15 protein-coding genes and 4 pseudogenes are annotated in these 23,058 nt (G+C 39.6%); 13 read left to right on the forward strand and 6 right to left on the reverse strand.

Features of this window, described 5'->3' with window-relative positions:
- Positions 1-2: 2 nt before the first annotated feature.
- The 3 genes from AAZO_RS21175 to AAZO_RS21185 all read left to right on the forward strand — a co-directional run bounded on the left by AAZO_RS21175 (position 3) and on the right by AAZO_RS21185 (position 3,847).
- Positions 3-1,346 carry a phthiocerol/phthiodiolone dimycocerosyl transferase family protein gene (locus tag AAZO_RS21175; RefSeq protein ID WP_013192767.1) on the forward strand — a complete coding sequence of 448 codons (1,344 nt, stop codon included), beginning with the start codon at positions 3-5 and terminating at the stop codon, positions 1,344-1,346.
- A gap of 86 nt (positions 1,347-1,432) precedes the next feature.
- Positions 1,433-1,738 (forward strand): phosphopantetheine-binding protein, encoded by a 306-nt coding sequence (locus tag AAZO_RS21180; protein ID WP_013192768.1) that lies wholly within the window; start codon positions 1,433-1,435, stop codon positions 1,736-1,738.
- Between the two features lie 225 nt (positions 1,739-1,963).
- Complete coding sequence (locus tag AAZO_RS21185; protein WP_013192769.1) at positions 1,964-3,847, forward strand: TubC N-terminal docking domain-related protein; 1,884 nt, start codon at positions 1,964-1,966, stop codon at positions 3,845-3,847.
- A gap of 44 nt (positions 3,848-3,891) precedes the next feature.
- Here AAZO_RS21185 and AAZO_RS21190 read toward each other — a convergent pair whose 3' ends face one another.
- Together AAZO_RS21190 and AAZO_RS21195 are read right to left on the reverse strand one after the other, a co-directional pair.
- Positions 3,892-4,350 carry a bifunctional alanine racemase/tRNA (adenosine(37)-N6)-threonylcarbamoyltransferase complex ATPase subunit type 1 TsaE gene (locus AAZO_RS21190; protein WP_013192770.1) on the reverse strand — a complete coding sequence of 153 codons (459 nt, stop codon included), beginning with the start codon at positions 4,348-4,350 and terminating at the stop codon, positions 3,892-3,894.
- Positions 4,351-4,410: 60 nt separating this feature from the next.
- Complete coding sequence (locus tag AAZO_RS21195; protein ID WP_013192771.1) at positions 4,411-5,784, reverse strand: gluconeogenesis factor YvcK family protein; 1,374 nt, start codon at positions 5,782-5,784, stop codon at positions 4,411-4,413.
- Between the two features lie 479 nt (positions 5,785-6,263).
- On the opposite strand from AAZO_RS21195, the gene ruvC reads away from it, so the two are divergent.
- The gene (ruvC, locus tag AAZO_RS21200) at positions 6,264-6,755 is read left to right on the forward strand and encodes a crossover junction endodeoxyribonuclease RuvC (RefSeq protein ID WP_013192772.1); all 492 of its coding nucleotides are present in this window, start codon (positions 6,264-6,266) and stop codon (positions 6,753-6,755) included.
- Between the two features lie 206 nt (positions 6,756-6,961).
- Here the strand turns inward: ruvC and AAZO_RS44160 are convergent.
- Positions 6,962-8,066 (reverse strand): annotated as a pseudogene (locus AAZO_RS44160) (IS630 family transposase).
- Between the two features lie 386 nt (positions 8,067-8,452).
- On the opposite strand from AAZO_RS44160, the pseudogene AAZO_RS31755 reads away from it, so the two are divergent.
- From AAZO_RS31755 to AAZO_RS21235, 7 genes and pseudogenes are all read left to right on the forward strand, one after another.
- Positions 8,453-8,989: pseudogene (locus AAZO_RS31755) on the forward strand (cytochrome b/b6 domain-containing protein).
- Between the two features lie 163 nt (positions 8,990-9,152).
- Positions 9,153-9,893: pseudogene (locus AAZO_RS21215) on the forward strand (molybdopterin-dependent oxidoreductase).
- Positions 9,894-11,031: 1,138 nt separating this feature from the next.
- Positions 11,032-13,593: a CHAT domain-containing protein gene (locus AAZO_RS21220; protein WP_013192773.1), complete on the forward strand. Its 2,562-nt coding sequence runs from the start codon at positions 11,032-11,034 to the stop codon at positions 13,591-13,593.
- Positions 13,594-14,229: 636 nt separating this feature from the next.
- Positions 14,230-15,084 carry a DUF928 domain-containing protein gene (locus tag AAZO_RS21225; RefSeq protein WP_013192774.1) on the forward strand — a complete coding sequence of 285 codons (855 nt, stop codon included), beginning with the start codon at positions 14,230-14,232 and terminating at the stop codon, positions 15,082-15,084.
- 445 nt (positions 15,085-15,529) lie between these two features.
- Positions 15,530-15,703 (forward strand): hypothetical protein, encoded by a 174-nt coding sequence (locus AAZO_RS35790; RefSeq protein ID WP_187289548.1) that lies wholly within the window; start codon positions 15,530-15,532, stop codon positions 15,701-15,703.
- Positions 15,704-15,887: 184 nt separating this feature from the next.
- The gene (locus AAZO_RS21230) at positions 15,888-18,725 is read left to right on the forward strand and encodes a CHASE2 domain-containing protein (RefSeq protein WP_013192775.1); all 2,838 of its coding nucleotides are present in this window, start codon (positions 15,888-15,890) and stop codon (positions 18,723-18,725) included.
- Positions 18,722-20,035 (forward strand): hybrid sensor histidine kinase/response regulator, encoded by a 1,314-nt coding sequence (locus tag AAZO_RS21235; RefSeq protein WP_013192776.1) that lies wholly within the window; start codon positions 18,722-18,724, stop codon positions 20,033-20,035. Before AAZO_RS21230 ends, AAZO_RS21235 begins: the two co-directional genes overlap by 4 nt.
- A 40-nt stretch (positions 20,036-20,075) precedes the next feature.
- Here the strand turns inward: AAZO_RS21235 and AAZO_RS21240 are convergent, their stop codons facing one another.
- On the reverse strand, positions 20,076-21,833 hold the full coding sequence (locus AAZO_RS21240) for a ShlB/FhaC/HecB family hemolysin secretion/activation protein (protein ID WP_013192777.1): 1,758 nt from the start codon (positions 21,831-21,833) through the stop codon (positions 20,076-20,078).
- A gap of 262 nt (positions 21,834-22,095) precedes the next feature.
- On the opposite strand from AAZO_RS21240, the gene AAZO_RS44165 reads away from it, so the two are divergent.
- Both AAZO_RS44165 and AAZO_RS39665 read left to right on the forward strand, forming a co-directional pair.
- Positions 22,096-22,404 (forward strand): hypothetical protein, encoded by a 309-nt coding sequence (locus tag AAZO_RS44165; RefSeq protein WP_420807033.1) that lies wholly within the window; start codon positions 22,096-22,098, stop codon positions 22,402-22,404.
- Positions 22,355-22,558 (forward strand): annotated as a pseudogene (locus AAZO_RS39665) (hypothetical protein); the annotation flags it as partial. The gene AAZO_RS44165 and the pseudogene AAZO_RS39665, both read left to right, overlap by 50 nt.
- Here AAZO_RS39665 and AAZO_RS41740 read toward each other — a convergent pair.
- Positions 22,457-22,672, reverse strand: a complete 216-nt coding sequence (locus tag AAZO_RS41740) for a hypothetical protein (protein WP_144031354.1) — start codon at positions 22,670-22,672, stop codon at positions 22,457-22,459. The pseudogene AAZO_RS39665 and the gene AAZO_RS41740 sit on opposite strands and share 102 nt — an antisense overlap.
- Before the next feature lie 48 nt (positions 22,673-22,720).
- Complete coding sequence (locus tag AAZO_RS35795) at positions 22,721-22,867, reverse strand: hypothetical protein (RefSeq protein ID WP_187289549.1); 147 nt, start codon at positions 22,865-22,867, stop codon at positions 22,721-22,723.
- Positions 22,868-23,058: the final 191 nt, after the last annotated feature.

The raw sequence follows: 23,058 nt of genomic DNA on the forward strand, positions 1-23,058 counted from the left end.
ATATGCCAGACAACAGAAAATTAAGCAGTCTAGAAGGAGCAATGGAAATCCTTAATAGACGAGCTAAAACCTGGAATATAGTTACTATTAGTCGCATTAAAGGCAACCTCCAAGAAGCTGTTCTTAGACAGGCCTTACACATTATTCAATATCGCCATCCTCGTCTAAATTCCTGCATTATTCATTTTAGAAACAATTTCTATTTTCAAACCGCAGGTACAAACAGAATTGCTTTAAAAATTGTTCATGATTTGCCTGAAAAACAATGGACACAAATTGTTAATCAAGAGATGAATCAAGAAATTGATAGCAGTAAATGCTTACTACGAGTAGTGCTTGTTCATATTCTACATGAATCAAATCTTAATTACTTAATTACAACAATTCACCATGCAATTTCTGATGGTTTATCAAGCATTCAGCTTCAGTCAGAAATCTTAAATTATTGTCAACAAATTTCTTCTGGTGAAACTGTTAAACCAGTCACTACTTTAGAACCATTACCACCTATTGAAAAACTACTACCCAAAAATACACAGGGTTGGATAGGAAAGATCAGTAATATTATATTTCTGCTAAAAATGGGTATTTTGAAACTTTATCACCAACCGAAAACATTAGGTTTTGGAAAATATACCCCCATTCACAAGCGACAAAGTGAACTTATTCATAGACAACTTGATGCTGAATTAACTCAGATGTTTATTCAGAGATGTAAAGAAGAAGAGACTACGATTCACAGTGCTTTATGCGCAGTTCTCATGTTGACAGTAACTAAAGAAATATTGCAGTTTCAACAAAAAAATATGCGAGTTAATTGTCTATCATATCTTGATTTACGCAAACGGGTTCAGCCTCCAATAAGTGAAGAGAACTTGGCTATTTTAGCTACGTCTTTAATGGGATTTTATACTATTAAAACCCATACATCATTCTGGGAGTTAGCGCGGGAAGTCAAACAAAACCTAGAGGTTAACATCAAGCATGGTGATATTTTTAATATGATATTAGTTGCCAAGCATTTGATTAATATTTGTTTGTTATTTCCCCAACAAGTAGCTGCTACAGTTTCAGTGTCTAATCTTGGCAGAGTAAACATTCCTAACGCGTATGGTGAATTAGAACTAGAGGAAATCAGTTTTGCGGGTTCTCATGCTTTGTATGCAGGTATGTTCATCCTTCATGCAGCAACTTTTCGAGAAAAAATGCTGTTAAATTTTGTCTTTTCTCAACCTGGAATTAGTAGGCAAGCTATGGAATATCTTGTAGATCAAACTATTGATAATATTTTGGATATCTCATCAGATTCTTTACAGTTGACAGGTATATATAACAATTTAGTTTGATTATAAAAAGTACTGATGTGGGCTGGTAAAATCATACGAGACTAAGGTGTATACAGGTTCATAATAATTAGATAGGAGTCTTATACATGAGTAATGATCTGAATAATTTACCTGGAAAACAAGCTTACACCTCAGCAGATATTCAAGCTTGGTTAGTTGCTAGTATTTCTTCTTTACTGAGAGTTGAACCAGATGAAATAGATATTAAAGAACCATTAGATAGCTATGGTTTAGATTCAGCACAAGCTATGATTATCGCTAGTCAGGCTGAGAAATTTCTTGGATTTAAATTATCTCTAATTCATTTATGGTATTATCCTACTATTGAAGAATTAGCACAACGTTTAGCTGAAGAATTAGAAAATTCAGAATCAGAAATTTTGCAAATCTAACCCCATACCGTTCAGTTAATTCTAAATCTGTTGTTAGGTTGCGTTATCGCTTCATACAACCTACAAAAACGGTTAACTGGACTGTATTGAAATATCAGCACTAGAGAATTTCAAGTTTTTCCTCCTATAAGACGGACACTTTGCCAGAATGGGGGAAATATCATTCACCAAAGTGTCTTCTTTTCTCTATTCTTTATAGTTTGTTAAAAACTGGGAGATTTATTCATGAACGCATCAGAAATTTTGGCGAAGCTTACTCAACAAGGTGTTCAATTTTGGGTAGAAAATAACAAAATTAATATCCGTTCTCCTAAAGGTGTAATAACATCAACAATTAAGGCAGAAATAGCTACATATAAAGGAGATATTTTAGCATTATTACAGGAGATGAACCTTGTTACAAAATCTGCTTCTGAACCATTAAGTCAGGGAATCAGCTTGCCAACTATTGGGAGATTAATAGGTGGTTTTGCTGGTGAATCACCTGTAGGATATCAGCCACCAATTATTAACCCCAAATTAATGGCTCAAAACCTCAATGTTACATTTAGACCTTTACCTGATGGCTATCATAATCAAATTATTATGAAATTCCGGCAGGAATTAGCATTAAAATTAAAAAGTTTTGGAGTTAATGTTCTCTCTTGGCAGGAAGCGACAACAGATATTTTTTATGATATTAGAATTCCTATATTAAACTTGAATTGCTCATTTAAAATTAAGGGAGTTCGAGCAGAAATTGATGCAGTAATAGATGTGGAAAGACCAAATTCATGGCTGAGAAAGTTAGGAATATTCATAGCTGAAACTTTTTATAAGTTATCTTATCCTTGGTTACTCAATCAGCAAAAAATGTCTGTGGTACAAATTGCTAAATTAAGTAGTTGGGCTGAAGATCATGCTGCTAAATATGTTGAAGATCCAACCAATACGCAGGTGATCATTCTTAGTGATATAAATTATGATTTTATCAATCCCTTAACGAAATATCAGGAAAAAATTAGGATTGGTATTAATACACTAATTAAAACATTCTCAGAAATCGTAATTGGCATATCTCCTGAGCAAATTTCTATCCTGAATATGAATCTTTCTGATTCTACTTTCTTTAAATCAGAAATGGATGCTTTTGTTTCAAACTCACTTATTCCTAAAGTTTTTGTCCCTATTACTCCTCTATTAATGAGTAGATTTAAAATAGCACAATATAATCCTTATATGTCTAAATATACCCCTAAATTGGTTAAACTAGGTCAAGAATTAGCCTCAACTGGTCTACTTCCACCTGGATTTAAGTTGGCTGAACTTATTAAAAGAAAATCCCACAGAGATATTGTCAATGTTATTGTTAATGGTAGAACTGGTGTTTCTTACGGGTTTGTAGCTTATGCTGAACCTCCCTACTATGTAGGAAAACCAGAAATCTCTACTTATGAATGGGATAAATTATTACCTGTTGCTGGATTTAGTAGTAATGAAATTCGGAAAAATGATGAAAGTAGACGTTATATAAAAATCATCATTAATGGAGAATATGTATTTAAGCAAATTCCCGATATTTGGCTAGTGAGTTCTCGTTCTGGTTCTAATAAAACAGACTTAAATCTTGAAGAAGATATTATTCGTATTGGTTTAAAAGATGATTTACATTTGCAGTTACCTGTAGGAAGTTTGTCACGTAAATCTGATTTCAAACCTTCTTATGATATCTATGTGATGCTGGCTATTAGTCTAGCTGCTGCTTTATATACGCCAGAATTAATCAAAAATGGTGCGCCAATTGTTCATTTTCACGGTTATCCGGCATTTGATTGGTTTAAAGAAAATGAATATTGCGTCGGTGTTAATAATCCTTCTGTACCCTGTGGAACTTATGAATCAGGTGTGTTTAATTTTTTAGGTCTTTCTAATTTAGCTAGTCAACAAACGAAAAATATTAAATTAGTGAGTTTGATAGAACCAGATCATGGTACAAATTTTATTGCTCATGATATGGATTATCTAGTTGATAGGTTAAAACATGGGTGTGTAGCAGAACAAATTGAACTAGGTGGACAACATTTTGCTTCTTTGAAAGCAAATTTAGGTGATGGTGGGATTCCCATATAGAAGAATTTCAGTAGAAGAAGAAGAAGAAGGAGAAATTTTAACTTTTAACTGGATATGAGATTATCTATCATTTGACAATTCACAGCAGTGATTTCTAGTTGACGATCGCCGTCTTCACCCGATTTTAAGCATACCCTGAAATAACTATCTGGTAGATATGGCATTCTTTCTGCCCACTCAATAGCGACAATTCCCGGTGTTACTTCTATCCCTTCCCAGTAACTTTCTAAATTCAATCCTGTTACTTCTTGGGGTTTTAGGCGATACAAATCCAGGTGATAAAGGGGAATGCGTCCTTCTATGTATTCATTAATCAAGGTAAAAGTAGGACTGACAATAGATTCATTTATCCCCAAACCTTTACCAATACCCTGCACTAAGGTAGTTTTGCCAGCACCTAAATCACCTTCTAGTAATATGACACTTCCAGCAGTCAAATTTTTCCCCAAGGTGATACCTAACTGCTGTGTTGCTTGTGTATTAGGAAGGAAAAGTTTAGTCATTGGTGATTGGTGATTGGTGATTGGGAAAAATAAAATTGATGACCCAGTCCCCACTCCCCATTACTTCCCATGCTGCGCTCCATTATACCATTTCAATAAAACCTTGGCTAGTTTTTGTGGGTCGTGGCGAACAAATCCGGTTTCGTCTTCATACAAGATGTTGGAGGGGACTATTCTTCTTCCTAGTTTGATGACGGTTTCTCGGTCTAGGAAAACGGGATGGGAATTTTGCTGGGCGTAGCGAATGAGGGCTTGGGCTGATGGGGTTTTTTTATGTACTAGTACGGCATCAAACAGCCTTCTGTCGCCACAAGCTTTATCAATGGCTTGGATGTGTTCGCCTACGGTGTATCCTTCTGTTTCTCCCGGTTGGGTCATGATATTGCAGATATAGATACGGGGAATATTTTGGGCTGCGATCGCATCGGCAATTTCTGGTACTAATAAATTAGGTATTAGACTAGTATACAAACTGCCCGGTCCAATAATAATGTAATCAGCTTCTTTAATTGCTTTAATCGCTGCGGGTAAGGCGGGAGGATTTTCAGGAATACAGCCAATTTGAACAATTTTTCCCCCAGCTTTGGGAATGCTGGACTCACCTTCAATCCGGCGCCCATCTTCTAATTTTGCCCAAAGACGAACATCACTGAGGGTTGCGGGTAAAACTTGTCCCCTCACGGCAAGAACTTTGGAACTAGCTGCAACTGCCCTTTCTAAATCTCCAGTAATATCAGTCATGGCAGTTAAAAACAAGTTACCAAAACTGTGACCTGTCAACCCATCTCCTGCGCGAAAACGATATTGAAACAATTCTGTTAATAACTTTTCTTCATCAGCTAGTGCAGCCAAACAATTGCGAATATCCCCAGGAGGTAAAACGCCAAATTCCTGACGCAACCTGCCAGAAGAACCACCATCATCAGCCACGGTAACAATAGCAGTAATATTAGCACTGTAGGTTTTTAAGCCCCTGAGTAAAGTAGACAGTCCAGTACCGCCACCAATGACGACAATTTTCGGACCCCGGTATAAACGGCGATGTGCCAGCAAAACATCTATCAGTTCTTCCTCATCCCCCTGTGGTCTTAGCACTTCAGTAATTGAACCTACGGTGCGGGATTGTCCCCACAGCAGCAGTAAGATACCGCACAGTAAAACCAAAGGTCCGCTGATATAGTTGGGTAGTATGTCCGTGAGGAAACCCAGCAAACCTCTGAGAAACTCTAATATCCAGAAAATCGGGGTTAGCTTAATCCAAATAGCCAACCCCAAACTTGCCAGTAAAAAACCCCCAACACTGACGAAAAACCAGCGTTTTACTGATAATCCAGGTGATAACCACTTAAACCACTGGTTGACCCGATGGGAAGTGCGTCCATGAGACTGGAGTTGTAGGGCGTTGATAGCTTGTCTGAGAAAACCGATTGACATACCTAATAGGGAACAGTGGGTACAAACATTGTTTAACAGCACTGTACACCACCTGGCTTCAAGACCAAGGGTGAAATCAATTCAAAATACTGCCGACCGTAGGCCACACCAGTGAAAACGCCTGAAGTGCTGATTCATTCGTTCCCCCTGATGGCTAACTCGAAGCGTAACTTGAGTTATGCACCCTAACTTAGTAAAAATAAATAAATTTTATGGAAATTTTATGGCAATACCTTAACCAAAATAAAAGGCTACAAAAATTTTGGACAAATCGGCAAAATTAAACACACATAAGCGTTTCGCTTAAAAGCTAGTTTGTAATCTCAAACCCTTATACTGCAGTTAATACGTTGAAAAACACTTCTAGGAAACCTGGAAGGAATTTTTAACACTGATTGTTTTTGCCAAGCCTCAAAGAAATGGGAGTTAATGGTTAAAGCATCATCAACTCACGCTCCTATTTTGGCGACGGTATTGTTATGGAAAAGCGAATTTTAGGATTAGACCCAGGACTGGCAATTATAGGATTTGGGGCGATCTCATGGAACCAAAGTCAAGCTAAAGTACAATATACAACCGTAAAGATGCTGGATTTTGGCGTAATTCGGACTTCAGCCGACATGGAAATGAGTCAGCGACTGTCTACTTTATTTGACGATTTACACACGCTAATGGACGATTTGCAACCGGATTTGGTGGCAATTGAAAAATTATTCTTCTATCGTATGGCAAATACTATTGTTGTTGCACAGGCTAGGGGTGTGCTGATGTTAGTTTTGGGACAGCGCAAGCTTCCTTATGTGGAATTTGCCCCTCCTCAAATTAAACAAGCTTTGACAAATTATGGCAAGGCCGACAAGGGAGAAGTGCAAGATGCCGTGATGCGGGAGTTGGATTTAGATGAAATTCCTAAGCCTGATGATGCAGCAGATGCTTTAGCGGTAGCGCTGACAGCTTCGTTTCAGTTATGAGATTGTATGGAGAGAATAGTTGTTCAATTTCTTTGGGCGCAATCATTTTCAGCGAATTTTGCCTTTGGAAAAATGATCTACCTCTATACTAAAAATATACTAAAAACGGTTTAAAAGTGTCATTCTGAACGTTCGCGGAGCGTATCTGAAAGAGATAGTGAAGAATCTCCGAGATACTAGTAGTCTGCCAAGGCGATTTTGGTAGGTTAAATGCTCGGATATAAACGCTGCATTTTTTTACGTGCATCCTTGGTTTTAAAACCCCAATAAACGCTGGGTTTTTGTTGATTACGCTGTGACTCCCAAGTAGCAATTTCAGAAGATAATATTTCTACATTAGGAATACGTCGTTCTAAGCATTGGCGAGATAACACTGATAATTCAATTTCTACTTGATTCAACCAAGAAGCGTGTTTAGAAGTATAGTAAAACTCTAATTATTGAATAATGCGGTGTGCTTCTTGTGGAGAGAAAACTTCATATAAAACACTTGGAGTATGAATGTTTAGGTTATCAACAAGTAAAGGTATCACATCAGATTGGGGGTAATAAACATCTACTAAATCTTTTAATTGTTTAGCAAAATCAGCTTTTGTCCGACTTTGTGTAACTTCAATATGCCTCCACCCGGCTATTGGTTCAAAAAAGCCAAATAAATTTACAATACTATTGCGTTTATACTCACAATCATAACCTTCAGGCTGATGTGGTTCTGGTGGCAAAGGAAGTCTTACTTTTTCTACTAATTGATATGGGCATTCATCTAGGCAGAGTGTAGGTTTTTTCGGATCATATGGCTCATTGTACAAATCCAAAACATCTTCCATTCTGAACACATACTCTGGGTTAACTTCGGGAATACACCACTATTCTTTTAACCACGGGTTAATTTCATTTTTCTTAGAGTTTGGCGTATTGTTTCGTCTGAGATTCAATCTATGATACCAACCTTCACTAAATGCTCCGCTAATAATTGCATTGTCCAACGCACTCTTCCTTCTGGCGGATTAGAACAAGCAGTCGCAATCAAAAATGCTTCTTGTTTTTCATCTAATTTTTTGGGTTTTGATGGACGTTCCCCATCCTTTAAAGCAAACTCTAATCCACCAATCACAAAGTTTTCTCTTGTCCTTTCCACCGTGGCAACATGAACTCGAACTGCGGCAGCGCCGTGTCCGTTTCTCCCTCAGATGCCATTCAAAGAATGTTTGCACGGGTTATACTTCTTGCTTTGTGCTTTCCTTTTTTGAGGATTGCTTGCAGTTGTAAAACTTCCTCTTCGCTTAAATCTAAAACATACTTTTTTGCCATGGTCAACCCCTTTTTTGACTAGTTTATCAATTAGAGGGGCTTACCCAGCAACATTGCCTTGGTGGACTACTAGAGCCTACCGCACCCTCCGGGTTCACCCAATGTCCCGAAGGATACGCTGCACTACGTTACTCATGGCTTACGCCACGCTGGGCTATCAGTATGACATCAGTCTAAGTTTCACCCGTTTGCAGTCTATCGGTTCAATATAAAATTGAAACACAAGGCTATCAGTATACATACGAAACTGTGGAAAGGTTTTCCAGTGTATAAAATCCAAGTTTATTAAACTTTAGTTTTTTTAAGTATGTTAAAATTCTACAAGATCTAAAATAGAATATAAAATTTTGAACAGATAATTTTCATATCCCCCAAATATTACTGTAATGAATTCTCCTGCAAAACCCCGTAAATTACCGATACAAGCTATAGGCGCTAAGATAAATATTTCATTCTCTCAATATCATCAGCCTCTTTTTAATGATTACCAGTGGATTGCAAATCTACAACGCTAATCCCGTTTTTGGTGGCCGTGCAGGTTTACATATTCCCCCCCGTTTTCACTTTAGGCCCTTGGTTAGCAGGAGGTAGACACTGCCATTTTGCAGCTATGTGGCTATTTTCTCTCAATCTTGTAGGGTATGGCATTTACATTTTCATGCCCCGACGTTGGCGACATAGATTTTTTAGCTAAAATGACATCACAAGAAACTCAGAATTCTCAAAGTCTAACTTATGCTTAGTATCGAATTACTTACACAGCCACTATTCCTATATTATTGTTAGCAATCTTGACAGTAATTGGAATGTACAAACCTGCTCAATTTCCTTGGATAGTTGATATGTTTGGTGATTGGCAAGCATTAAGAGTCGTGCATTTTGCCTCTGTACCATTGGTGATAACATTTGTAATTATTCATTAGCATTTAGGACAAAAAGCCACAGGAGAAGAACTGACAGGATCGATGTTTTGGTAGTTTTTTGATTAAGTTTAAGATAGTGCAGTAAGCATTCAGCTTACATAGTGCCTTACGCTGACGCTAACACACCCTACAATTTAATAAAATTATTTGGAATAATAAAATCATGAATCATGCGAATAACGAAAATATAATTCATATCGTCAAACCTCAATTATCACGCTGGAAACTCTTACAAATATCAGGTATTTCTAGCATAGGTTTGTTCCTTGGTAGTTGTGGTAGACCAGCAGTGGAAGATTTAGTAGGTAAGCTTTAAGAACCTCTAAATCAAAAAGTTGAAGAACTAATTTTCTAAGCACAAAAACTTGTCCCCGAATTTGCTGCTAGTGAAATTCAACCAGAAGCCTTAATAATTAATAGTTTTCGCAATACACCCATTATTGATTTAGACAGATTCCGTTTAACTATTGATGGTGAAGTAAGTAATCCCCTGAATCTAAGTATGACTCAAATTTAGACTTTACCTTTGACTTCCATGATTATTCGTAATGTTTGCGTCGAAGGATGGGCTGCAATTGTGCAATGGGGAGGTATACGCTTACGTGATCTGATGACCTTAGCTCAACCGGAAGCAAATGTTAAATATGCTTTCTTTGAATCAGCCGATGGTTATTATGAAAGGTGGGATATAGCTTCTGCTACCCATCCTCAAACTTTGTTAGCATTTCAAAAAAATGCTTAAAAATTGCCTGTTGAAAATGGTGTGCCTTTGCGTTTAGCTTCCCCCATTAAACTGGGTTATAAACAAAGTACATGGGGAACGCAAATTACTTTAACCAGCCATTTATCAGCGTTTAAAGGTTATTCGGAAGATCAAGGTTATGAATGGTTTGCTGGATTATAAATATTGGGCTACACACACCAGGAATTTCACCTATACAGATAGGCGTTAATATGAATGAAAGTACGAGCAGTAATTCAGTGAATGGAAGCTGAAGCTTGGTATTTAGCAAGGATAAGAAGAAGTCATCGTCAGTTTAAACATTCTGATAAGAGGATGTTTTAAAACTAGAGGATACGTATAATTTTTTATTCTGAACGAAACGCAGTGGAGGGAAGAATCTAAATTTTTCGTCAAGTTATGACATACTAAAGCCTACGGCACGCTCCGCGAACATTTCGCTATCTCTACATACCCTGCGGTAACCAAGCTACAGTATGACATCTTAGGTTTTTAAAACATCCTATATATATAATAACGCAAAATAAAATTGATTAGGAAATAAAAAATGAACTTTTCCGATAAATTAAAGCGTAAAAGAAAGATTACAACAAAAAGGTTATCGTGGTCATTCGATTTTAACTATTTCGGAAATTGTGAATACTTTGCACCAAGCAGGAAGAATCAATGATCGACAATTGTTAGCTTTTAGGGAAAGTTAGTCTTCATAAGAAAAGCTAGATGAAAATCCTTCGGGGAATTAAAAACTAAAAATTATCAATGCGGACTTGAACACATCACTGATCTTAGACCACTGTTGCCTCTTTTTTGACCATCCAGAGATTTTATATTCAACTAAACGGTTATTCAGCTGAAAACGTGGAAAATTTAATAATAAAAACTGCATTTAAGATTGGAAAATACCCTGGTATGAAAACTCTTGGGGATTTTGTTACTGAGTCGATTTAATATGGTTGTGACTACTTTACAAAGTAATTGTGCACATATTGTGGAGGGACTAAGACATTATCCAAACAGAGTTCAAATGGCCGAGGTCAGGGGATGAAAAAAATAAAGGTTGCTGACACCTTGATTAGGTTAATTGGTCTACCGCGCCTTCAAGTTGTTAGTTTTACCTTAATCATGTAAATTGGGTTGAGGTTAAAGTGAGATATATGTCTATGCTTTTTGGAACTATCGTTTTGAAATCATGAGGGTTAACAACCTTAACTTTTAATTAAAAGCACAGCAATTAAAGTTCCTTGTATTGTTTCCTTCTCAGACTTAAAGAGGCTAATTTTTTCAGATACCGTATAGTTCTATGATTTTCTCTATCAAACACAATCGTTGCCTTTATATTTGCTTAAGTATTGTGAGCTTGTGTTTAGCAGTTACCATTACTCCTGCAAAACCATCTGTACTGATGCAGACAAATTCTACCTTCAATGTGTCATTATCAAATTCTCAATCCACTAACGGATTAGAACAGGGGCGTAACCTTTATCAATCAGGACGCTTTGCGGAGGCTGTAATAGCTTGGCAAAGAGCTGCAAACAATTACCATACTCAAGGTGATCGCACCAATGAAGCCCTAAGCTTGAGTTATCTGTCATTGGCACAACAGGAACTCAACCAATGGGAAGCTGCCAGACAATCTATCGAAAAAAGTGTGAAGATTTTGCAAACCGCTAAACCTTCTTTTAATGCTATTATCTGGGCCCAAATACTGAATACCCAGGCAAATTTGGAACTAAGTACAGGTCAAACTGAAACTGCACTGGAAATTTGGCAACAAGCTCAAAAATATTATGAACAAGTGGGCGACAATATGGGCAGCTTGGGTAGTCAGATCAACCAAGCACAAGCCTTGCAAACTTTGGGATTTTACCGTCGCTCGAAACAGCATTTAGAAATGCTAACGCAAAAGTTAGCTGTGATGCCAGATTCGGAAATCAAAGTTAGTGGGTTGAGATCCCTGGGTTTAGCTCTGGACGCGATCGATGATAGCAAAAGCCAGCAAGTTTTAGAACAAAGTTTAGCCATAGCAAATAAAATTAAGGCTAAAACTCAGTTAAGTTCCATTCTGGTGATTTTAGGGAAAGTTGCCTCTGATTCCCAAGACTCGGAAGCAGCATTAAAGTACTTTAAAGACGCACAAACAACAGCTACGAACCCAAATGAACTTTTGCAAGCGCGTTTAGCTACTTTCAAAGTCTTGGTGGATTACGACAAACTAGAAGCTGAAACTTCCCTCGCACTTCAATTACAACAACAGTTGTTAGAACTACCACCTAGTCATAGTTCCCTCTACGCAGCAATTAATTTTGTGGCTACTTTAAATAGATTGGAAAAGCCTGAAAGAGTTCTACCAATTCCAGAACTAGCAAACCTGATGTCAGTCACGGTTAAATCTGCACAACAAATTCAGGATGCTCCAGCCCAAGCCTATGCACTACATCAGTGGGGACAACTTTACCATCGTACAAATCAGTTGACGAAGGCCAAGGAATTAGCCCAGAAATCCCTCAATATTGCCCGTCAACTCCAGGCTGACGATATCATTGCTCAATCCGCATGGCAGGTAGGACGATTATATAAGCAACAAGGCGATCACCCAGAGGCAATCAGAGCTTATACAGAAGCGATTAAGTCATTAAAGGCACTGCGAGGAGATATGGTTGCCGTTAACCCCGATGTTCAATTTTCTTTCCGCGAAAGTGTAGAGCCTGTTTATCGGGAATTGGTAGGTTTACTTCTGGATGAAAAACCAACACAACCTGCTTTGATGCAAGCTCGTGAATTGATTGAGTCGCTGCAAATTGCCGAACTTGATAACTTTTTCCGCGAAGCTTGTTTAGATAAAGCGCAGCAGATTGACAACATTGATCCCACAGCCACAGTTATTTATCCCATTATTTTAAGCGATCGCCTCGCGGTGATTCTCTCCCAAGCTGGACAACCTCTGCGCTACTATGTGACGCATAAATCTCAAACTGATATCGAACAAACACTCGATAATTTCTTAATAACTATCAACCCTGTTTCCGATTCCCAAGAACAAAGTCGATTGTCTCAACAAATTTATGATTGGCTGATTAGTCCTCCTGAACAGGAACAAGCTTTGAAAAACACCAAAACATTAGTATTTGTGTTAGATGGTAAATTGCGAAACATACCCATAGCCGCCCTCTTTGATGGTCAGCAATATCTGATTGAAAAATATGCTGTGGCTCTCTCTCCTGGGTTGCAACTGATGGCTGTCCAATCATTCCAGCAAACTAAAATTAAGGCGATCGTTGCTGGTATAAGTGAATCGCGTAATGGCTTTAGTGCTTTACCTGGTGTTGAATTAGAAGTCAAGCAAATTTCCCAGACACTACCGTCTTCAATGTTACTAAACCAGAAATTTACTAATCAATCCCTTGCCGACCGCGTCAAATCTAGTCGTGCCGATGTTATTCATTTGGCAACCCACGGACAGTTCAGTTCCCGTCTAGAAGAAACCTTTTTACTTACGTGGAATGGACAAGTGAATGTTCAAGAGTTGTCTGAACTCCTGAAAAATCATAGTGAGGATTCATCACAAGCGATCGAATTATTGGTACTGAGTGCCTGTGACACCGCAGCCGGGGATGATCGTGCCGTTCTGGGATTAGCAGGCTTGGCTATCAAATCTGGAGCCCGTTCAACTATCGCCACTCTCTGGCCTGTCAAAGATAAAGCAGCTGAGATACTAATGACGCGCTTCTATGACTATCTGCGGCAGCCCAAAATCACTAAAGCTGAAGCACTACGGCAAGCCCAGATCAACCTGATTCGCCAAACTGATTTCTACAATCCTTTCTTTTGGTCAGCCTTCGTTCTGGTTGGTAATTGGCTTTAGTATACGTGATTGAAGTTAGGGGAATATCATACTTTGTACAATCTTTATATATTTCATAGAAATGCTTAGAAAGCGTATAGTTCAGTATTTAGGACTAAGAGTAAGCCACAAAATAAATGATCCTGTCTTGTCATGCTGAGTGTAGCGTTGGCGAAGGGTGGCTTAAGCCATAGCGAAAAGAAGCATTTCGGAGATTCTTCACTATCTCTTTCAGAGATGCTCCGCGAACCTTCAGAATGACATTGGGCATTTCTTTTTGTGGAGTTGTCTTAGATATAAGTGACTCATATGACTTGTGATGTTTTACTTTTTCTTGTGCTAACTTAGCCTAAACACAGTTTACTGAATAAAGCTAGAACTTATTCTAAATAGGAGTTTAAATTTTTTTAACCTAAGCTAAGCAAGTGTAGAGGTACAAAGTGATGTTATTTAGAGCCTTAAAATTCCTGCATTTCAGTGGAAAATTTCCATATTTATTTGAAAAAAAAATCTCAAATTGTATCATTTTTTGTTATGGGTAACATATGAATTTTATTTGTAAATTTTTTACAGTCGCTAAATATCTTAGTATAAGGTAAGGAGGAAAAAACTAATAATGTACTTAGTATTACCTTTTGTCAAACAAGGATCTGAATCATGAAACCTCCATATTTATGTAGTATATTGAGCTTCATTGCTCTGCTGACTAGCGGTATATGGAACAGTGCCTATGCTGTTACATTTACCCCACCAATCAATAATGGCGCTCCCAGACAAGCAAGTGGGGGAGCTTCCAGAGGCAACCTTTTTACACCTGCTCCTGGTCAAGGCGCTCCCAAACAGGCAAGTGGAGGGGCTTCCAGAGGCAACCTTTTTACATCTGCTCCTGATCAAGGCGCTCCTAAACAGGTAAGTGGAGGAGCTTCTCGTGTTGCTACTAACTACTTAAATCCTTCAATTGTACCAGCCGCAGGCCCAGCAGCCTTGACTGCCCTCTTACCCGAAAGCTTCAATGGCTCAACGGTGTCTGAACGTCCTACAATTCTGGTATATCTACCTGCATCTAATGCAGAAGAAGTTCTATTCAGTCTCAAAAATGAAACTGGCAATACACAGTATCAAATGACCATTCCTGTTGCAGAGAAAACTGGGGTGCTCTCAATCAAATTACCTACAGATGCACCAGGTTTAGCCGTGGGAAAAGACTACCAATGGTTTCTGGCGCTGAAAGTGAATGGGAAACTCAGTCCTAGTACGCCTTACGTCGATGGTTGGATTCAGCGTATCCAACCTACTGCTGAAGTGACAACAGCGATGCAGGAAAAGGATGGTTTGAGACGAGCAAATACTTTTTGTAAATCTGGAGTTTGGTATGACTGTGTGGAAACACTGGCCAAACTGTACATCTCCCAACCCAACAATGTAAATATCGTCAAACATTGGGAAGAACTCCTCTCCTCCGTTAGCTTGAAGGAGATTGTCAAAGCTCCATTATTAGCATCTCCTAATTAGGGACTAGTACAGTACGGCGTAAATAAACCAAACATTTCAAATCTTTGAAAAGCTTACGCCGTATTCATTTTGACTTTTGAATTTTGACTTATGCCCTGCGGTAGTAGTAGTCTGTCAAATAGATTTTGATGGGTTGCGAAAATCTAGAAGCTTTGTATTTTATAAATATCTTTTGGCAAATCTATATCCCTCATTTAGTTCTTGACAGACTACTAGGGACTGGGGTTAAGGAAAATTTATTCCTGACACCCAATCCCTAATTTCCAATATTAATCAATATTAATGACAACTTGCGGAATAAACATAAAATCCTTATAGATTAATAACTTTAGGATTATTCGAGCTAGAGAAAATGGGAAAAATAAGGCTTGATAAGTAGGAAGGCACAAAAAAACCGTAGACGCGCAGCAGCTTCTCGGAGATTAGTATATTACGAAAAGTAAAATTGACCAAAACCTATTGCATGAGTCCCTCTTGCCCTTCGGGTTCTCCAGTCACTCCCTGGGGGAAGGCGAAGCGCCTACATGGGGGAAACCACGCCACTGGGTTTATGCCGGGAAACCCGTCCACCGCAGTGGCTCCCCAAGACCGCGCTGGTTCACCTCTTGCCTTGTCATAACGACAATTTTTAACGCCAACCTACTTAGTATAAAAATTCAAACACTTTTTAAGGTTTTAAATAATTTTGAAAACTCTTTCACTTCTCTTCCTAACTCCTGATTTCTACTTCATGGCTTACGCCACGCTACGCTATCACGAAAAAACTTTTTTAACAAACCCTCACTCAAGCGTGTCACGGAAATATGTGGCGTAAATTCCAAGCTTTCATCCATCGTACTCGTAGCGTTTTTATTATTACTCCTAGTGTTGCCCTGACAGTAATTGTTGGGGAGTTGTTGGGAATTTTCAATTTGCCTGAGTGGAAACTTCGTGATGAATGGGTGCGAATGCGTTCGTGTGAAGCAGGCACTTTTCTGTGGTGTTCGCCCAATACATTAGCTAACGAAATCGTCATTGTCACAATTGATGAAGATGATATCCATTCAGTGGGTAAATGGCCAGTTCCAGATAGGTCACTAGCACAATTACTGGAAATAATCCGAGCGCAACAACCCCGCGTTATCGGCTTGGATCTCTATCGGGATTTACCAGAAGGTAATGGTTATGAACAACTCGTCGAAATTTTCCGCACTACTTCTAATTTGATTGGTGTTGAAAAAATTAGCGGTGAGCGTGTCAAACCACCACCGGAACTGAAAAAAGAGCAAGTAGGATTAGCCGATTTGTTGTTGGATGGTGATCGCCATGTGCGCCGCGCCCTCTTGACAGCGAACGATGCCCAAGCAAACGACCAACCCAAAGGAGGATTGGCAACCCTTGTAGCAATCAAGTACCTGGAATCCGAAAACATCAGCTTAAAATCCGTTGATGCAAAGCGACAGAAGTTTAGCCTGGGCAAGCAAATCTACTTACCAATAGGAAATAAAGTAGCAGGGTATACCGAATTTGATTTAGGAGGCTATCAAATTCTCCTCAATTGGTATGGTTCGGAAACTGCGTTTCACAGGGTTGCCATGCGCGATGTGTTAGCAGGAAAAATTCCCCCAGACCTGATGCGTGATCGCATGGTATTTATTGGGTCAACCGCTGTCAGTATCAAAGACTTCTTTGACACACCATTCAGCTCTTCCTTGATTTCTATCCAAAAACCTGCATCTGGTGAAGCAACACCTGGGATTGTGATCCATGCCAATATTGCCCATCAACTAGTGCGAGGGGCAAAAACAGGGAAAGGCAACCTGCATGGTCTTTCTGGTATAGCTGCGTCGCTTTGGATTATTTTGTGGTCTGTAATTGGTTCTAGTGGTAGTTGGTGGTTAGTCAGTGCGCGTAAGGGAAGACAGATTCCTGGGGGAAAAATTCTTTGGGCAACTGTATCCATAAGTGCAGGATTGCTGGGGGGTGGCTACGGAATGTTTTTACATGGTGTTTTGATTCCAGTGACACCCTCCTTAGCTAGCTTTATCATCTGTGTAATTGCCACAACTAATACCTATAAACAACAGAAGTTAGAAGAAACTAATCAGCAACTAGAAATTGCCAATGGTCAACTTTTAGATTATTCCAAAACTCTGGAGTTAAAAGTTGAAGAGCGAACTTATGAACTACTGGAAGCCAAGCAAGGAGCTGATGCTGCTTGCTTGGCCAAGAGCGAGTTTCTAGCAAATATGAGCCACGAGCTACGTACACCGCTTAATGGTATCCTTGGTTTTGCTCAGGTGCTGGAGGTATCACCAACTATGGAACAGAAAGATCGAGAAGGCGTGAACATTATTTACCAATGCGGTTCACATCTCTTATTGTTGATTAATGATATTCTCGACCTGTCAAAAATAGAAGCTCGTAAATTCGAACTGGTGGCAACTAATGTACATCTGCCCAGCTTTTTACATGGTGTGAGCGAGATTTGTAGTATCCGAGCAGAGCAGAAGGGAATTGCATTTCATGTCTCCATAAGTGATCGCTTACCAGTTGTCATTCAAGTAGATGAGAAGCGGTTACGCCAAGTCTTGATCAACTTACTAGGCAACGCTATCAAATTTACAGATGATGGTAGTGTCACATTCAAAGCAGATTTCATAGAGCCAGAGTTTCAACAAATAACAAATGAAACTACACAAATAACATATCAGAAGATTCGCTTCCAGATAGAAGATACAGGTATCGGGATGTCATCAGACCAATTAGAGAAAATATTTTTGGCCTTTGAACAAGTAGGTGAAGTGGGACGGAAATCTGAAGGTACTGGTTTGGGATTAGCAATTAGTCAAAGAATCGCGGAACTGATGGGTAGCCCAATTCAAGTACATAGTCAGCTGGGTAAAGGTAGTCTATTTTGGCTGGATTTGACAGTACCCGTACCAGTTTGCCATGACTGGCAGACATCGGGTTACGCCCCAACCCACCAGAAAGTCATCGGTATTCGGGGTAGTACACCACAAATTTTGATTATCGATGATGATGGCAACCACCGTTCTATCCTGAACTGTCTGCTAGAAAACATTGGCTGTCAAATTCTAGAAGCAAGCGATGGTAAACAGGGACTACAAATGGTAAACCAATATCACCCAGATGTGATTTTGCTTGATTTAGCTATGCCTAATATGGATGGCTTGGAGCTAATGGTTCACCTGCAAGAGAATCCACAAACTAGTTCTATTCCAATCATTGTCTCTACAGCGAGTGTATTCGAGGAAAATCGGCAACAGAGTTTGCAGGCCGGAGCAACAGCGTTCTTACCCAAACCCCTGCAAATTGATGAACTATTCAATGTCCTGCAATCGCTGCTAAAAGTCGAGTGGATTTATGCCCAATCTCCAGATTTACGATCTTCTTATCAATCTCAGCATAAAAATAGTGATGAATTACTTCTACCATCACAGGATGTTTTACAGCAACTCTATCATTTGGCGATGATGGGAGATATATCGGAGATTGAGGGAATAATAGAAGAGCTAATTCAGCAAAACAGTCAGCTAGCTCCCTTCACCACTGAAATGAGCAAACTTGCTGCCAACTTCCAAACTACAAAAATTTGTCAGTTCCTGAAATCATTTGTTACTGGGGAGTCACATCAATGATCACCAAACCACTTTTGAAAACAACATACGTCCTTTTGGTAGATGACAATCCCAATAATCTCAAAGTTTTATCAGAAGCAATTCAGCGATGTGGTTGGAAAGCTCTGATGGCGACGGATGGAGAGTCAGCGATCAGACAAACAGAATATGCTCATCCTGATTTGATTCTCCTCGATGTAATGATGCCAGGTCTGGATGGATTTGAAACTTGTCGTAGATTAAAAGCCAATCCCCTCACTTACAATACCCCGGTCATTTTCATGACTGCCTTATGCGATCCTACAGACAAAGTTAAAGGACTGGAAATTGGTGCAGTTGACTACATTACCAAACCCTTCCAACATGAAGAAGTCATTGCTAGATTAAAGTTACACCTAAAAATATCCAATCTCACCCGTACCCTAGAACAAAGAGTCCAAGAACGCACCGCAGAGTTAACCCAATCTCTACAACAGTTAAAACAAACCCAACTACAACTCATCCAAAGTGAGAAAATGTCCACTCTTGGACAACTTGTTGCAGGTATAGGTCATGAGATTAATAACCCCATTGGTTTTATTAGTGGAAATTGCTATCACATTGAGGAATATGTTAAGGACATCCTTCGTTTAGTAAATCTCCAACAGCAAAAATTACCACATCTAGACCCGGAAATTGAAGAACTCCTTGAAGAAATTGATTTAGAGTATCTGATAGAGGATTTACCAAAAATTCTCCTATCAATGCATCAGGGAATTGATCGTCTTAAGGACATCAGCCTTTCTCTCAGAACCTTTGCCCGATCTGATATCTCATCTAAAGTGGAGTTTCAGATTCATGAAGGGATGGATAGTACCTTAATGTTATTGAAACATCGACTCAAAAATCAAGGTAATCGCCCCACAATCGAGGTTGTTAGGCAATATGGTACTTTGCCTTCCATCATTTGCTATCCCGGACAGATGAACCAGGTATTTATGAACATTATCGCCAATGCGATTGATGCCTTTGATGACTTGCATCAAAACCATTTAGATCAGGAGATAGCTGTTTGTTATCCTCACACCATCACGATCACTACATCGGTCGATAATGAGGAACGAAATGTTGCAATTTGCATTGAAGATAATGCTATTGGTATGCCACCTGATGTGCAAGCTAGAATTTTTGAGCCCTCTTTTACAACTAAGGTTGTGGGTAAAGGAACTGGTCTAGGGTTAGCTATCAGCTACCAAATTGTTGTCGATAAACACAATGGAGAAATCAATTGCTTTTCAACTTTTGGCAAAGGAACGAAATTTATTATTACTCTGCCAAATTCGAGAAATTAAATAGTGGATAATATCCTTAATATCCTGTAGAAACAGAAGGTCAAAATGGCGAATACTGCACGGAGAAGTACAATCCATTTTCCTGAAGCGAGCGCTTTTCGCTATCTACTGATGTGAGAGGAATACCCCAATCCAGACGGGTTGAGAAGTTATTACTCTGTTTCCACAGTAGTCCTAACCCAGTACCAACTAACATACTAGGTGATGGATTGTCACCCTTAGTATTCCAGCCCTGACCCACGTCGATGAATGGGGTCAGTTGTAGCAATCCTCCCAGATTGGAGGTATGCAAAATTGGCAACCGAAATTCAGCTGAAAATAATATGCCATTGTCAGTAAGTAATGTATCTTGGCGATAGCCTCGTACACTTAGTTGTCCACCAATGCCAAATTGCTCGAAAGGCACGACAGTATCTGCTGCTAGTTGTAAATCGCCCTTAGCTAAAAACAGAGTGTCTGGTGCTAACTGTTGCACCCACTGTGCCTGTCCTCGCCACGCGAAAAAGCGGCTATCTGGCTTATCTTCATTGACATTAGCCTCGAACCAATCTACCCCCAAACTAAATTGCGATCGCACTGCAATAACTTGCTGATTACTGCGTTGGTTATACTCCTGAGTAAAACGCAGGACAGAAATCTTAGTTTTTCCGTCCGCATCTGCACCGACGTATAAAGGAAACCCGCCAATATCATTAAGACCTAACTCAGTGTGGCTTTCTTGGTGTGATAACGATAGTTCCACTGCCAATTCCTGGGTTGGCTTTTGTATCAGTGGTTGCCGATAGCCGAATTCGTAAGACCTAGTGTGTGATTGAATATCAAGGATGCTGAACGGTTCTTCAATTACATGATTCCATCCTTGGTTAAAACCAAACCAGACAGTACCATTGCCAGCGTTAATCGGTAGTTTGTAATTCAGATTGATTGTATCACTGCCATCGGTATTAGTGTATCCCACACTGAGCGTGTCCCCTAAACCTAGTAAATTGGCTTCTTTGAAATCCACACCCTGACGAAAACTACCGACACTAGGTGATCGCCCATTATCTAAAGTTGTTATGAGTGAGACAGTGTCAGCTTCTTGAACCTCTACTTGCAATATATTGCTGCCGGGATGCACACCCATCTGTAACTCAGCTGACAAGTTTTGAATGCGCGGATCGAGGCGGAGGAGTTGCAGCTTTTCGATTAAGCGCGGTATATTCAAGGGTTTACCAGCACCTATTCGGATGCGCTCGCGAATGTATTGACTACGCAATTGCCGATTACCAACGATTTTAATTTCTGATAAACTGCCCTCTACCACCTGAAGTTTAAGGACTCCAGCTTCTAATGTCTGTGGTGTAATTAAAGCCCCTGTTGTGACATAACCATGGTCAGTGTATAGCTTAGTGATGGCATCTTTAATTTGCAATATCTCTACAAAGGAGACCTCCCGTCCGACAAAGGGAGATGTAATCGCCGCAAACTGTTTTGGTGTGAAAACTGTACTACCGACAACTTTAATGCGATCAACCTGGAATTTGGTATTAGCATCATCCTCTCCTGGTGCTGGCTGTTCCGGTAGTGGCACAAGTGGAAGTAATTGCTCCTGATCTGATGGTTGAGGTAACACATCCGACAGTAAGGGAGCAACAGGAATATCTTCTAAGCGTCCAGATGGTGAAGTCGGAGAATTGGAAGTTTGAGCGTTTGCTTGATGGTAGCTGCATAATACCGCTGCTAGAATCAAGCCCAGTTTTAGAAGTTTTAGTTTAAAGATGAAATTTAACAACTTGTTTAATGTTGGTTGAGACAATACTGAGTGAATATGAATGACTTTGTTTTTTACAGCCAGCTATTAACAGATTTACGCTCTCAGGTCTAAAGACACTGAGACTTTTTAATCTAAGATATTTTAGCAGTTTTTTTGATACTCCCCTCCCATTAAAAGAATGCGTAACAGCTTAACGCATTTACTTTTTTTACCTAAAAGGCTTGTTACAAGGACTCTAGGCTACTAAATATTAAATTTAGGTGCTTAACAGCTTATTATTTTTGGGCCTAATGCCAGCTTGAATATGAGTCGATCGTTTATTGGGACTACAGCCGACAGCATCAAATTTGCCAATGGATTCAAGTTTAATGCCAGCGATGCCACACCACTACCCTTATTAACTATGAGTCTGCCAGTCAGTCGGATTGCTACTTGGAGCAAATACCGGAAGGAAGGATTCGCACCCAAGGAACGCCAGCACTCAACTTCTTTGGTCGCCCATCGCAAATCTTCAAGGCTTAAGAGGCAACATGAACGTGAGTGCGGGGTCTATTATTGCTGTCCCAAAAGAAAACAGCGACATTTCAGCGAATGCTGTATTTGGACAAGGTAGCAACATCTAAATCACTACTCAAGGCATATTTGGATTGAAATTCCGTGACCAACTAACTTCTGATAGTGATATCACGGCCAGTTCGCAATTTGGTGTGACTGGCACTGTTCAAGTTAATACTATCGGTGTTGACCCCAGTTCTGGTTTGAAAGAATCTCATCACTTTCCGATAACTACCAGCTATGCCTGCCCAACGAGAGATTGCCAACATTCTGACTCTGTCACTCATCGCTAACATGGCCATAACGAAGGAGCTCAATTGCCACATCGTCGTCACTTTTATTTCTGGTAAGTAACTGGGGGTTAAAAATTGTCGTTATGACAAGGCAAGAGGTGAACCAGCGTGGTCTTGGGGACCGGACGGGTTTCCCGGCATAAAGCCAGTGGCGTGGTTTCCCCCATGTAGGCGCTTCGCCTTCCCCCAGGGAGTGACTGGAGAACCCAAAGGGCAATAGGCACTCATGCAATACGGAAGGGGTTTTCAGGCTAATTTACATCTTGTTACATACTTTTGTTTTTTCACGTCGTTCTACTTAGCAGTTTTCGTAAGAGTGTTAAGATTGGCAGCAGTCTTTACAAGAGCGTTAGGATATTGAAGATGGGCAATCCGCGAGATTTTGACTTGTTGTTTTGGAAGACGATAACTCTACTACA

The sequence above is a fragment of the 'Nostoc azollae' 0708 genome (assembly GCF_000196515.1).
Taxonomy (GTDB): Bacteria; Cyanobacteriota; Cyanobacteriia; order Cyanobacteriales; family Nostocaceae; genus Trichormus_B; species Trichormus_B azollae.